The sequence below is a fragment of the Providencia sp. genome (assembly GCF_052096715.1).
In the GTDB taxonomy this organism is placed as follows: Bacteria; Pseudomonadota; Gammaproteobacteria; order Enterobacterales; family Enterobacteriaceae; genus Providencia.
Genome location: NZ_JBQDNB010000007.1, coordinates 154,636 through 168,564 on the forward strand (window position 1 = coordinate 154,636; position 13,929 = coordinate 168,564).

Annotated in this window: 13 protein-coding genes; 7 read left to right on the forward strand and 6 right to left on the reverse strand. The window is 38.4% G+C overall.

The annotated features are described in order from the left end of the window. Positions 1–21: 21 nt before the first annotated feature. Entirely contained in the window at positions 22–462 is a 441-nt protein-coding gene (gene mioC, locus ACTH6U_RS08280) for an FMN-binding protein MioC (protein WP_294102562.1), read from the reverse strand. Positions 463–553: 91 nt separating this feature from the next. Continuing rightward, a complete protein-coding gene (gene asnC / locus ACTH6U_RS08285) occupies positions 554–1,015 on the reverse strand; it encodes a transcriptional regulator AsnC (RefSeq protein WP_294102563.1) in 462 nt (153 codons plus the stop codon). Positions 1,016–1,175: 160 nt separating this feature from the next. Between asnC and asnA the strand changes: the two genes are divergently transcribed. Further along, positions 1,176–2,168, forward strand: a complete 993-nt coding sequence (asnA, locus tag ACTH6U_RS08290; protein ID WP_294102564.1) for an aspartate--ammonia ligase — start codon at positions 1,176–1,178, stop codon at positions 2,166–2,168. Positions 2,169–2,201: 33 nt separating this feature from the next. Here the strand turns inward: asnA and viaA are convergent, their stop codons facing one another. Beyond that, on the reverse strand, positions 2,202–3,659 hold the full coding sequence (gene viaA, locus ACTH6U_RS08295; RefSeq protein WP_294102565.1) for an ATPase RavA stimulator ViaA: 1,458 nt from the start codon (positions 3,657–3,659) through the stop codon (positions 2,202–2,204). 2 nt (positions 3,660–3,661) lie between these two features. Then, entirely contained in the window at positions 3,662–5,170 is a 1,509-nt protein-coding gene (ravA, locus tag ACTH6U_RS08300) for an ATPase RavA (protein ID WP_434720538.1), read from the reverse strand. A 349-nt stretch (positions 5,171–5,519) separates the two neighbouring features. Here ravA and rbsD point away from each other — a divergent pair, with 349 nt between their 5' ends. The 6 genes from rbsD (at position 5,520) to rbsR (ending at position 11,386) form a co-directional block, all read left to right on the forward strand. Next, positions 5,520–5,939 (forward strand): D-ribose pyranase, encoded by a 420-nt coding sequence (rbsD, locus tag ACTH6U_RS08305; protein ID WP_441831992.1) that lies wholly within the window; start codon positions 5,520–5,522, stop codon positions 5,937–5,939. Positions 5,940–5,946: 7 nt separating this feature from the next. After that, complete coding sequence (gene rbsA / locus ACTH6U_RS08310) at positions 5,947–7,461, forward strand: ribose ABC transporter ATP-binding protein RbsA (protein WP_336428682.1); 1,515 nt, start codon at positions 5,947–5,949, stop codon at positions 7,459–7,461. Further along, a complete protein-coding gene (rbsC, locus tag ACTH6U_RS08315; RefSeq protein WP_441831993.1) occupies positions 7,458–8,420 on the forward strand; it encodes a ribose ABC transporter permease in 963 nt (320 codons plus the stop codon). The genes rbsA and rbsC overlap by 4 nt, the downstream gene beginning before the upstream one ends. A 39-nt stretch (positions 8,421–8,459) precedes the next feature. After that, complete coding sequence (gene rbsB, locus ACTH6U_RS08320) at positions 8,460–9,350, forward strand: ribose ABC transporter substrate-binding protein RbsB (RefSeq protein WP_434720540.1); 891 nt, start codon at positions 8,460–8,462, stop codon at positions 9,348–9,350. A 102-nt stretch (positions 9,351–9,452) separates the two neighbouring features. Further along, positions 9,453–10,376: a ribokinase gene (rbsK, locus tag ACTH6U_RS08325; RefSeq protein ID WP_441829603.1), complete on the forward strand. Its 924-nt coding sequence runs from the start codon at positions 9,453–9,455 to the stop codon at positions 10,374–10,376. An 8-nt stretch (positions 10,377–10,384) separates the two neighbouring features. Further along, positions 10,385–11,386: a ribose operon transcriptional repressor RbsR gene (gene rbsR, locus ACTH6U_RS08330; protein ID WP_441831994.1), complete on the forward strand. Its 1,002-nt coding sequence runs from the start codon at positions 10,385–10,387 to the stop codon at positions 11,384–11,386. Here rbsR and mdtD read toward each other — a convergent pair. After that, on the reverse strand, positions 11,383–12,786 hold the full coding sequence (gene mdtD / locus ACTH6U_RS08335; RefSeq protein WP_441831995.1) for a multidrug transporter subunit MdtD: 1,404 nt from the start codon (positions 12,784–12,786) through the stop codon (positions 11,383–11,385). The two genes, rbsR and mdtD, sit on opposite strands and share 4 nt — an antisense overlap. Positions 12,787–12,840: 54 nt before the next feature. Continuing rightward, entirely contained in the window at positions 12,841–13,533 is a 693-nt protein-coding gene (locus ACTH6U_RS08340) for a FadR/GntR family transcriptional regulator (RefSeq protein WP_294102573.1), read from the reverse strand. Positions 13,534–13,929 lie beyond the last annotated feature (396 nt).

Below are 13,929 nucleotides of genomic sequence, written 5' to 3' on the forward strand. Positions count from 1 at the left end.
ACCGTTTCTTTTTTGAGCAACTTAGAGTTCGTTTGCCCATTTTTTAACCCATTCACCTGCGGGATCTTCAGGAATTTCGTGTTTTTGCACATCAATTTCTAAACAGTCGCCGATCCTTTTAGCACCTTTATTGGTTAATAAGGCATTAAGGGAATGGATCGCACCACAGAAAGTGTCATATTCTGAGCTGCCAATACCAACGGATCCAAAACTGACATTACTGAGATCAGGGGATAACGTATTTATTTCATCTGCTAGTGGTTGGATATTTTCAGGAAGATCCCCTGCACCATGTGTAGAACACACCACCAGCCATAAGCCTTCAAGTGGTAGATCATCAAGTGCAGGACCATGTTGAATTTCAGTCTCAAAGTCGAGTTCTTCTAAAATTTCAGCCATATGCTCTGCTACATACTCAGCACTACCCATTGTGCTACCACTTATAAGGGTTATTTTCGTCATGATGGTTCTCTTTCACAATAATAAGCCGCCATTGTACGCTGTGAATGAGCTGGGATCTACCTGTGGATAATGTGGTTATAGTATTTTTTTTCTAAGGGCATATCGTGCGCATAATGGGGTTCTGCAAGGAGATCAGCGTTTCTGTAGATTGAATTTCATCTATGGTTTGAATTTTGTTGATAAGTACATCTTGAAGGGAATCAATAGATCGACACATGACCTTGATAAAAATACTGTATTGACCTGTTGTGTAATAAACCTCAACCACTTCTTCTAAGGCATCTAATTTTTTTAATGCAGTATGATAATCTTTTGCACTTTTCAAAATAATGCCAATAAAGCAACAGACATCAAAACCAAGTTGTTTTTCACTAATATCAATACGAGTTCCTTTAATGATCCCCGATTGCTTCATTTTCTCAACACGTACATGAATAGTTCCTGGACTGACAGCGAATTTTTTGGCCAATTCAGCATAAGGCATACGTGCATTTCTCATTAATTCGTGAAGTATGTCACGATCGAGATTATCGATTTGATAATTTTCAGGCATTATTTACCCTCCATTTTGATGAATATTCATTTTTATACCCTTTTTATTATCTAAAATAAACAACAATGGCTTTTTTTACCGATGGATATTGAATTTATACCTCATTTTGTTGCTTAATCTATACATCAGCTAATACAGCAAACAAATTATGGGTAATATTATGGACAAGTCATTTATCGAACATCAGCAGCAAATTAGTTTTGTTAAATCTTATTTCTCACGTTTACTTGAAAAAGAACTTGGTCTGATTGAAGTTCAAGGTCCTATCCTAAGTCGTTTAGGTGATGGTACTCAAGATAACTTATCAGGCAGCGAAAAAGCCGTTCAAGTAAAAGTGAAATCAATTCCAGGCGCAACCTTTGAAGTTGTTCACTCTTTGGCTAAATGGAAACGCAAAACCTTAGGTCGTTTTGGTTTTAGCGAAGGCCAAGGACTTTACACTCATATGAAAGCGTTGCGCCCGGACGAGGATCGCTTAACACCAATCCATTCTGTCTATGTTGATCAGTGGGATTGGGAAAAAGTGATGGCAGATGAGGAACGTACGCTTCCTTATCTGAAACAGACAGTGGGTAAAATATACAAGGCAATAAAAGAAACAGAAGCTGCCGTAAGTAAAGAGTTTGGACTGGCACCGTTCCTGCCAGACCAAATTCACTTTATCCACAGTGAAGAGCTATTACAACGTTACCCTGATTTAGACGCTAAAGGCCGTGAACGTGCTATTGCGAAAGAATTAGGTGCTGTATTCCTTATCGGTATAGGTGGAAAACTATCTAGCGGGGAGTCACATGACGTACGTGCACCAGACTATGATGACTGGACAACTAAAAATGAAGACGGTTTTTGTGGTCTAAACGGTGACATCCTTGTTTGGAACCCTGTTTTACAAGATGCATTTGAATTATCTTCAATGGGAATTCGTGTTAGTCCTGAGTGCTTAACGCGCCAATTAGGTCTAACGCATGACGAAAAACGCATGGAGCTAGAATGGCACCAAGCATTAGTTAAAGGTGAAATGCCACAAACTATTGGTGGTGGTATTGGTCAATCACGCTTAGTAATGCTACTTCTGCAACGCCAGCACATCGGCCAAGTACAATGCGGTGTTTGGGCGCCAGATATGGAAGAGTCTGTTGAAGGAATGCTTTAATAATAGACTGATTAAACTGTAGAATTAAGTATATTAGCGACTAAAACGGCGTAGCAGTCTGCTTTTTAACCCGGTATCAAAGCGCCAGATATGATCAAATATCTTCATGATGCCGGGCTTCCCATAATTTGATACTGATACCGCATGGAAGCGGTATTTCCCAACTTTTTGAAGAGATTTTATTTTTTGGATTAAATCATCAGGTAAACGTTGGGCAACAAAATCAGAAATTACTACTGCATCTGCATCAATCCATTGCTTTGACTCTAATTTAATGACAGTTTCTTGTAAGCAGCCAGCGAGATCTGTTCCGCCACGAAAGGTTTGATGTAAAAATTGAATGCATTGCTCTAACCCATCAGCACTAAGCAGATCATAATGCACAATTTGTGTTGAAAATAACATAATGTGGCATGATCGATTATCCGCCAGCGCAATTTTCATTAACGCAAGGCAAAATGCTTTTGCGCAGCGTTCATTGAGTCCACCCATTGATCCTGATGTATCTATACAGACAATAAAAGGCCCCCGAGGCTGCTCTTCATCTTGATGGTGAACTACAGGGCGCAATACTTTCCGCTCTTGCCAGCTTTCCCCTTGTAAGCGATAAGTCAGCAATTGTTTTTCTAATAATTTACGGTAAAACTCAAATTCAATATCTTCGAGCCCTAACATAGCTAATTCTGCGGGTAATAAGCGTAAAATATCATCACTTAAACCTAAACCATTAACTTGTTCAGGTACCGTTTCGGGTACTTTTTCCATAATAGTCATTGGTTCAAGTACAACATTATCATCAAGAATTGCCCGTGCTGATTGGCTTCGACCTAACAATTGCGCGATTTTTTCTAGTTCTGGTTGCTGACGTAAAAAATCACTATAGCGATTTAATAATTGGTCATTATAAGCAGATGTGGCATTTACCCCTTTGCTTAAATCCCATAAACGTCCTGCTGCTCGTTCATTTTCCCCCAGTACTTCTTCTAAATTACCACTGAGTGCTAGCCTTCGTTGTAGTTCCGCTAATAATTGCTCTTTTTCTTGTTCCAGTAGTTCTTTATGTAAAGTGGTGACTTGTAAAATGAGATTGACTCGCCAACGTTGGATAAACAATGACTGACGAGCGCTTTTATTTTCAATTTTTCCACTGTGTAATTGATTGGCTTCAGTATAAAAAGGCGAATCAATTTGTTTTAGTTTATCTATTACTGAGGGCAATTGAGAGAAAAAGGCATCTGTGGCGAGTCCAAGACATTGTTGGTAAAGTAAAAACTCTTCAGTCAGCTGTTGGGGAACCATTGCATCTTGTAATTTTTGTTTAAGATCTTTTTTCCAACTTGATAAATCTTTTAATAGTGCTTTTTTTAATCGGGGATGTTTTTCAAAGAAAGCGGCTAATGTAGGAGTTGCAAGAAGTGAAATAATTATCTCTTCTATTAATTGACCTTCATTAACTGAAAGTAATAAATCTAGGGTGGCTAGGCTTAACATGATTATTCGGCCACTTTACCTGAAATTTTGTTACGCAACTGAATGAGTTTATCTGATAACTTAATAAAACTTTCTTCAATATCTGCTAGCCAATGTGTCTCTATAAATAAATTAGGTTGTTGTTTTTCAAATTGATAGCGAGCTGATTGAACTTCATTTTGAATTTTATCGAGTTTATCTAACCACTCAGTGAGATCAGTAACCGCTGTTGTTTTTTCTTGTAAATAAAGAGTTGATGATTGGTGGCTAATATCCAATAGCTGAACTTGATTTAAATTATTGACCTCTGCGGTAATTTCTAATGCGAAACCAATTCCATTGAGGTGAACGGACAACGTTGCCCCTTTATTTAGGAAGGTTGAAAGTGCTTTTGTATCTGTAGTGACAAAAGTGACCTTCATATTATGCAGTTGCAATGGTCGATGCAAAAAGAGTGTTACTTTTCCTTCACGAATATTTTCAGGTAGTAAATAAGACGCTTTACGTGCAAACATTGCATTGTTTTTATTCACTTTAAAAGCATCTTGATTATTTTGATCTTGAGTGGAGGACATCCATTGTAAATAAACTTGTTCAATCTCTCGTTCAAGTTTTCTTTGCTGCCAACCGTCTTCTTGTAATATTGATTTGAGTAGATTAGGTAAGGTATTCATCGATTTCATGTCATGCCACAAACAATCTTTGAGTAAGACTATATCAAGTGGGGAAACTGCATTTCGTCCATTAAAAAAGGCACTTGCTTGCAATAGGTAAACGGCTTTTTTCCAACGTCTATCAGAGACATAAAGATTTTTATCTGTTGAGTCGAGCTGTTCACGCAGTTGATAAATGAGTTCAAAACAATGATCGGGTAGCGTAATTTTAGGGATATCTTTTTGCCATTGATGGTATTCATCATCACTAATTTTAAGGTGATCAGGCATCAATGCTTCATTAAACGAAGATTTGCTAGTAAGTAGTGCTCGAAAATTTTGTTTTTCTTGCACTTTATCAAGCCAAATTCGTATTAACATGCGGTCAAACAAAGCTTCAAGGCTATTATCTGCATCGGGAAGCTCATTTGATGCGGTGACTAATAAGCGCATCGGAATCGATTTTTCTTCGTCACCATTACGAAATTTACGTTCATTAACTGCGGTTAATAACGTATTCAAAATGGCAGGGCCCGCTTTCCAAATTTCATCTAGAAAAACCACTTCTGAATCAGGTAAATAACCTTTGGTTAGTCGCTCATAGCGGCCTTCATCTTTTAACGCTTGTATTGAAAGTGGTCCAAAAATTTCTTCTGGTGTAGAAAAACGCGTCATTAAATATTCAAAGGCATTTGCATGACGAAAGGCAAATTTCATTCGTCTAGCGATCAAACTTTTAGCAATACCGGGTGGCCCCAATAGAAAAACACTTTCCCCACACAGTGTGGCGAGTAGACACAAACGGATAGCTTGCTGACGTTCATACAAACCGCTTTCAAGGTAGTTACTTAGTTGCGCGATTCGTTCCGCTATTTGCATATTTATTCCTTTATCGTTATGTCACTTACTTAACACTGATAGATTCATTTCATCAATTCTTTTTTATTTATTGTGCAATCTGCTTTGCGGTTTTTCTTTGATGTGGTTACAGCATACACCAAGTTAAACGTCGTTTTATTGAACTTTATAAATATGATTTTTTATATCATGGTTTTAGTTAAAACGATTCAGCTTAATTAATTCAATATGTTAGTTTTTCGTTTCTTTTTCTTGTGAACGAAACGTTTCGATGACGATCACAAATATCATATAAGAATATTGAGTTGTGGTTATTCTTTACTATTATTAGATGAGCGAAACGTTTCGCTAATAAAAATGGCAGGAAATAATGAAAAAGGGTATTTTGCTGAATGCGAATATTGTATCGGTCATTGCGAAATTAGGTCATACCGACCATATCACATTGGCAGATGCGGGATTACCTATCCCACAAGGGCCTGAACGTATTGATTTGGCGATTACACAAGGTTTACCTGACTTTATGTCAGTACTAAGTGTGATAACCCAAGAAATGCAGGTAGAAAAAGCTATTCTTGCTGGCGAAATAACAACAGTTAATCCACAAATGGAAAAAGCCATTTTAGTCCATCTACAAGCACTTGAATTAGCTCAAGGAAATAGTATTGAAATTGTTTATTGCAGTCATGAAAGCTTTAAACAAATGACTCATGGTAGCAAAGCTGTGGTGAGAACAGGGGAGTGTTCACCTTTTGCCAACGTTATCCTTTGTTCAGGTGTAACTTTCTGAGGTGATTATGCAACCTTTATTAGAACTTATTGGAATTGATAAATCATTCCCTGGTGTAAAAGCGCTTTCTGGTGCTGCTTTGAAAGTTTACCCAGGAAAAGTGATGGCTCTGGTGGGGGAAAATGGAGCGGGTAAGTCAACTATGATGAAAGTCTTAACCGGTATCTACAACAAAGATGCTGGGGTGATCCGTTACCTTGGAAAAGAGATTATTTTTAATGGTCCTAAAAGTTCACAAGAAGCTGGCATTGGTATCATCCATCAAGAATTAAACCTCATTCCTGAATTGACGATTGCTGAGAATATTTTTTTAGGTCGCGAGTTTGTCGGAAAATTTGGCAAAATTGATTGGAAAAAGATGTTTAGTGAATCAGACAAATTACTCAAACGCCTCAATCTTGATTATGACAGCCACCAAATTATTGCCGAATTATCTATCGGTGAACAACAAATGGTTGAAATAGCAAAAGTATTAAGCTTCCAATCGCAAGTCATCATTATGGATGAACCTACAGATGCGTTGACGGATACAGAAACGGCTTCCTTATTTCGTGTGATTGAAGACTTAAAGGCTCAAGGGTGCGGTATTGTTTATATTTCTCATCGTTTAAAAGAAATTTTTGAAATATGCGATGACGTTACTGTTTTTCGTGATGGCCAATTCATTGGTGAAAAACCTGTTAGCGAATTAAAAGAAGAAAACTTAATCGAAATGATGGTCGGCCGTAAGCTTGAAGACCAATATCCAAGAGTTCAAGTTCCTATGGGAGCGGTTCGTTTGCAGGTTGATAATGTGTCAGGGCCTGGCGTCACTCACGCAAGTTTTTCACTAAAAAGCGGTGAGATTTTGGGTATCTCTGGATTGATGGGAGCGGGTCGCACAGAATTAATGAAAATTGTTTATGGTGCAGCAACCAAAAAAACAGGTGAAATTCATCTTGAAGGTAAATCTGTTAACTTAAAAACACCACAAGATGGGCTCAACAACGGTATTGTTTATATTTCAGAAGATCGTAAGCGTGATGGATTAGTGCTTGGAATGTCGGTTAAAGAAAATATGTCATTAACCGCGCTTCGTTATTTTAGTCGAGCAGGCGGTAGCCTTAAACATGGCGAAGAACAGCAAACGGTCGGTGACTTTATTCGTTTATTTAATATTAAAACCCCATCAATGGATCAAATTATCGGTAATTTATCCGGTGGTAATCAACAAAAAGTCGCGATTGCTCGAGGATTGATGACAAGACCAAAGGTTTTGATCCTTGATGAACCTACTCGTGGCGTTGATGTGGGCGCTAAAAAAGAAATCTACCAATTAATTAATCAATTCAAAAAAGAAGGGCTGAGCATCATTTTAGTTTCATCAGAAATGCCTGAAGTTATCGGAATGAGTGACCGTATTTTGGTTATGCATGAAGGCCATATTAGTGGTGAATTTACAGGCAAAGAAGCAACTCAGGAAGCCTTAATGGCTGCTGCAGTGGGTAAAAATTATGGCTCAGTTCAGGAGTTATCAGTATGAGTTCAACTACCGCATCATCAAAACGTTGGTTTAGCAAAGCATGGCTGATGGAACAAAAATCATTAATCGCTTTATTAGTCTTAATTGCTATTGTATCAACACTTAGTCCTAATTTTTTTACCGTTAATAATTTCTTTAATATTCTTCAACAAACATCCGTGAATGCCATTATGGCCGTAGGAATGACGCTAGTCATTCTGACATCAGGGATTGATCTTTCTGTTGGTTCACTTTTGGCATTAACTGGTGCGGTTGCTGCATCAATGGTTGGCGCTGATGTTAATGCTTTTGTCGCTGTCGCGGGTGCACTTGCTCTTGGTGCTGCAATTGGTGCCTGTACTGGCGTTATTGTCGCAAAAGGAAAGGTTCAAGCTTTTATTGCCACATTGGTCATGATGTTGTTATTACGCGGTGTGACTCGTGTGTATACCGATGGTAGCCCAATTAATACTGGATTTACTGATAATGCTGAATTATTTGGTTGGTTTGGTATTGGTCGCCCATTTGGTATTCCGACACCCATTTGGTTAATGATTATTGTTTTTGCTGCGGCATGGTATTTACTGCATCACACCCGTTTAGGGCGCTATATCTATGCGTTAGGGGGTAATGAATCAGCAACACGGTTATCAGGAATTAATGTTGATCGTATTAAAATCATGGTTTATGCATTGTGTGGTTTATTAGCGGCATTAGCCAGTGTGATTGAAGTTGCTCGACTTTCTTCTGCTCAACCAATGGCAGGTAATGGATATGAACTTGATGCTATTGCTGCTGTAGTGCTCGGTGGAACCAGTCTTGCTGGTGGTAAAGGGCGCATTGTTGGAACGTTAATCGGTGCGCTTATTCTTGGCTTCTTAAACAATGGGTTAAATTTACTCGGTATTTCATCAAACTATCAGATGATTGTTAAAGCAGTTGTGATTTTACTTGCGGTACTTGTTGATAATAAAAAGTAATGTAATCCGATATACCCTACATATTTCAGGAAAATTATTATGAAACTAAATAAATTAGCAACATTGTTATCTGCTGTGGCACTTTGTGCGACAGTGAGTGTGAATGCAATGGCGAAAGATAATATTGCATTGGTTATTTCTACCTTAAATAATCCATTCTTTGTGACGATGAAAGACAGTGCCCAAAAAGAAGCGGATAAACTGGGTTATGAATTAATTGTTTTAGATTCTCAAGATAACCCAGCGAAAGAATTAGCAAACGTTCAGGATTTAACTGTGCGCGGTACAAAATTGATGCTAATTAATCCAACAGATTCTGACGCTGTAGGAAATGCCATTCTTATGGCAAACAAAGCAAAAATCCCGGTTATTACCCTCGACCGCGCGGCAAATAAAGGCGATGTTATCAGTCATGTTGCTTCCGACAACCGTATGGGCGGAAAAATGGCCGCTGATTACATTGCCCAAAAAAATGGTAATGATGCAAAAGTTATTCAACTAGAAGGTATTTCGGGGACTTCAGCTGCGCGTGAACGTGGTGAAGGTTTTAATACTGGTGCTAAAGAGCATAAATTTAATGTATTAGCTAGTCAGCCTGCAGATTTTGATAGAACAAAAGGGCTGAATGTAATGCAAAACTTATTAACGGCTCATCCTGCTGTTCAAGCGGTATTTGCTCAAAATGATGAAATGGCATTAGGTGCATTAAGAGCATTACAAACAGCAGGTCGTGATGATGTGTTGGTAGTAGGATTTGACGGAACAAATGATGGTATTAAAGCTGTTGAGCTTGGAAAATTAGGCGCAACGATTGCCCAACGACCTGATCAGATTGGTATTGTTGGAATTCAAATTGCCGATAAAGTCTTAAAAGGCGAAAAAGTTGAACCAACAGTGCCTGTAGAGTTAGAGCTGGTCATCAAAAAATAAGATGAGTTTACCGCCGTTACTACGCTGTTATTAATAGCGGCGGTTTACTTAATTGTTAATAATCGATTTGTGGTTCAAAAGTGCCAAAAGGAAATAAATGTTATGGGTACAGCTAAGCTGGTGGTTTTAGGTAGCATTAATGCTGATCATATTTTGAATGTTCAACATTTTCCTCAACCCGGAGAAACAGTGAGGGGCAACCATTACCAAGTCGCATTTGGCGGTAAAGGTGCTAACCAAGCAGTTGCCGCAGGTCGAAGTGGTGCAGACATAACATTTATTGCTTGTGTCGGTGATGATGATATCGGTGCTAACGTTAAAAAACAGCTTCAATCAGATAATATTAATATTGAATGTATCGATGCAATTAAAGATGAAACAACCGGTGTTGCACTCATTTATGTCAATCAACAGGGTGAAAATGTTATCGGCATCCACGCTGGCGCAAATGGGCATCTCACCATCAATCGACTCGTTAATTATCAACAAAAAATTATTGATGCTGATGCTGTACTCATGCAACTAGAATCACCACTAGAAGCTGTACAAATGGCCGCTGAAATTGCACAAAAAAATAATACAAAAGTTATTCTTAATCCTGCTCCGGCCCAATCATTACCTGATTCATTATTAGCATTGGTTGATATTATTACGCCAAATGAAACTGAAGCTGAATATTTAACGGGGATTGCAGTTAATGATGAGCAGGGAGCCCAAGCTGCCGCTGAAGTTTTACATCAAAAAGGTATTAGTAAAGTGATGATTACATTAGGTGCTCGGGGTGTTTGGTATAGCGAGCAAGGGGCTAAAGGAAAAATAATCCCTGGATTTAAAGTAAAAGCCGTAGACACCATTGCCGCGGGTGATACATTTAATGGGGCCTATGTGACTGCGCTACTTGAAGGTAAGGCTGATGAAGAGGCGATTATTTTTGCTCATGCTGCGGCAGCTATTGCTGTCACTCGCTCTGGTGCTCAACCCTCTGTACCGTGGCGCAATGAAATTGATGAATTTTTAACTCAATAGGACTAATTGTGGCAACAATGAAAGATGTTGCTCGCCTTGCTGGCGTGTCAACATCCACTGTTTCTCATGTTATTAACCAAAATCGTTATGTGAGCGAAAGTATTACATTGCGAGTTAATAATGCGATTGAAGAGCTAAACTACGCCCCTTCTGCGTTGGCCAGAAGCCTGAAAATGAATCGCACCAACACTATTGGCATGCTGTTAACAACAAGTAATAACCCTTTTTATGCCGAAGTTGTACGAGGTGTGGAACGTAGTTGTTATGAGCGTGGATATAGTTTAATTCTATGTAATACTGAAGGCGATCTTCAGCGTATGAATCATAGTTTAGAAACCTTGCTGCAAAAGCGTGTCGATGGCCTACTGATTATGTGTACTGAAGTTCAAGGTCCATCAAAGAACATATTCTCTCGTTATCCCTCAGTGCCTACGGTAATGATGGATTGGTCGCCGTTTGAGTTTGGTGGCGATGTGATCCAGGATAATTCTTTTCTTGGTGGTGAAATTGCGACTCGTTATTTAATTGATGCGGGTTTTACTCAGATTGCTTGCATTGCAGGACCTCAAGATAAATCGCCAGCACGCGCTCGCCACTTAGGTTTTATTGAAGCTATGAAGCAGGCTTCTTTAGCTATAAATGAAGAGTATATTATTTTCAGTGATTTTGAATTTGCTGGCGGGTTTGAATCCATGAATAAATTGCTTGAACTACCCAACCCACCACAAGCTATTTTTGCAGGTAATGATGCGATGGCGGTAGGTGCCTATCAAGCTATTTTCCGTAAGGGAATGAAAGTACCTGAAGATATATCAATTATTGGATATGACGATATAGATTTGTCACCTTATATGATCCCGCCCTTAACGACTATTCATCAGCCAAAAGATAAATTAGGCCAACAGGCTGTGAATCAACTTATTTATAGGATGGATAATCCTGAAGCTGATGCAACAGTATTAGTCTTAACGCCCAAGTTGATTGAGCGCCAGTCTGTTAAAAAAAGTTAATCTGTGGAGGCTTTAACTTTGCTTTTAATAAGGTTATCGCCATCCGTTTTACTTAACAGCAAAAATACAAAAGCAGAAACTAAGGTAATCACACCAATAGTGATAAAGGTATAATGGAAATTATCTACTGTATTGCCACTAGGCTGCGCATCGTAATAACTTAATATTGCTGCACTTACTGCAATTGCAAAACTTATCGATAATTGTTGAGTGACGGCAAGCATACTGTTACCGGAGCTTGCATTGTTATCCGTTAAGTCAGCTAAGCAGATAGTATTCATCGCGGTAAATTGAATCGACATTGCCATACCTAAAACAAATAAAGGAATGACAAGTAAATAGATAGACATATTGGGTGATTGCAAAGCGAACTGTGTAATCATAATGCCAATAATTAGGGTGATAAGAAATAGTGTTTTTCTATAACCAAAGTTAGTTAAAATTTTTGTCACACCTGATTTAGCCACGATCGAACCAATTGCTAGTGGTGCCATCATCATACCTGCAACAACAGCTTCGTACCCAAAACCAACTTGTAACATTAAGGGAATCAAGAAAGGAATACTGCCTGTTCCTAAACGTGTTGCGAGGTTACCACTGATACCAATCGAAAACGTACGTGTCTTAAATAGGTTTAGTGGAATAATGGCATGCTTAGTTCGTTTTGCATGAACAATATAAAGTAGTAAGAAAAGAAAACCACCTAGGACGATTGATATAGGAATATAGTTGGAAAGTGATTTGTCACTGAACAAATCTAGGCTAATGGATAACATGACTAATCCAAAGCCGAAAAGAATAAATCCAAGTGTATCAAATTTGCGTTTTGGCATTTTAAAATCAGGCATATGTTTTAAAGCATAAAAAATACCTAAAACACCAATAGGAATATTAATAATAAATATCCAATGCCAAGTAGCATAGGTCACTAATACGCCCCCTAAGAGTGGGCCTAATATAGGGCCTATTAGGCCAGGTATCGTGACAAAATTTAAAATAGGTAGTAATTCACTTCGAGGATAAGCTCTAATTAACGCGAGTCGTGCAACTGGCATCATCATTGCACCACCCACACCTTGAATAACGCGAGAGGCGACTAAAAAATCAAGCGTAGGTGACAGAGCACAAAGCAAAGATCCTAACGAGAATAATGAGACAGCTAAAATAAAAACACGGCGAGTACCAAATCTATCGGCAAACCAACCACTCAGCGGAATTAACAATGCAACAGTTAATGTATAACTTACAATTGCAGATTGCATGGCGAGTGGCGAGTGATTAAGACTTTTGGCTATATCAGGTAAAGCCGTATTTAAAATGGTGGCATCAAGCGCTTGCATAAAAAAAGCCATTGCAGCAATCCACGGGAGGCCAGACATATTCTTAGCTGTTTTGAGCATTTGTTACCTATCTAAAAAGTTAAAGCCCAATAGAGGGTAGTTATCTTGTTAGGTTTATTTTTGGGTAATGTTTAATAACTTATAACAGAAATCAAGTGCGTTAGTACTATTACCATTAATTATGGCATTCGCGAGTTGTTGATGGATATCAACTTTAATGACTTCATTTATGGTAATAGCATCGAAGTAACGTTGATAAACAGACCGGAACAAATTGGCAAAAGAAATTAAAAAAGGATTCGCACAGGCTTCATAGATAGTTAAATGAAAAAGATAATCCACTTTTACCCAACGCTGCCTATCAAAATTTTTTGCAAGTAAGAGCATTTCATTAGCGAAAAGCTGTAAAGATTGTTTTTGTTCTTCGCTGGCATGCATGGCTGCAAGATAACAAGCTTGCGGTTCGATTGCGAGACGCACAATTTGAAAATGTGTAATGACGACTGACTGCTCTTCGCTATTAATCCACCAATTTAACAACTCTTGATCGAGAAAATTCCAATTTGCCGACGGCATCACGCGAGTTCCAATTCGTGGGCGCGCTAACAACATACCTTTTGCGGCTAAAATTTTAATTGCTTCTCTTATTGCTGTTCGGCTGGCTTGAAATTTTTCGGACAACTCAAATTCACTTGGAAGAATTGAATCCGGTAAATAGCTACCTGTTAATATCTGTTGGCCAAGATCTGCTGCGATAATAGAAGAAAGGTTTTTTTTCGAAGCTGTTTGTTGCTGACTTAATTCCATAATTCGTCTCAATACCTATTCTGAGATAACTATATTACGTGAGTAAATCAATAATTGCTGTAGAAATAGTCAGTATGCAGCACCTATTTGCCTTATGAACTCACTTTTGGCTAAAAAAAACGCGAACAAAATAAAAATGTAATAAAACACTTGCCAGAATTCTCTGACTCCCTATAATGCGCATCCACTGACACGGCAAACCGCTTCGGTGGTGAGGTTTGAAAAATAAACCCCGGTGACAGTGAGGTGAAAAAGAAAGATAAGTTGAAAATAACCACTTGACTTTCTGAAAGAAAAACGTAATATACGTCACCTCGCAACAAGAACCTAAAGTGGTTCAAATCGAAAGATTAAGTTGCAACGCTCTTTAACAATTTATCAGACAATCTGTGTGGG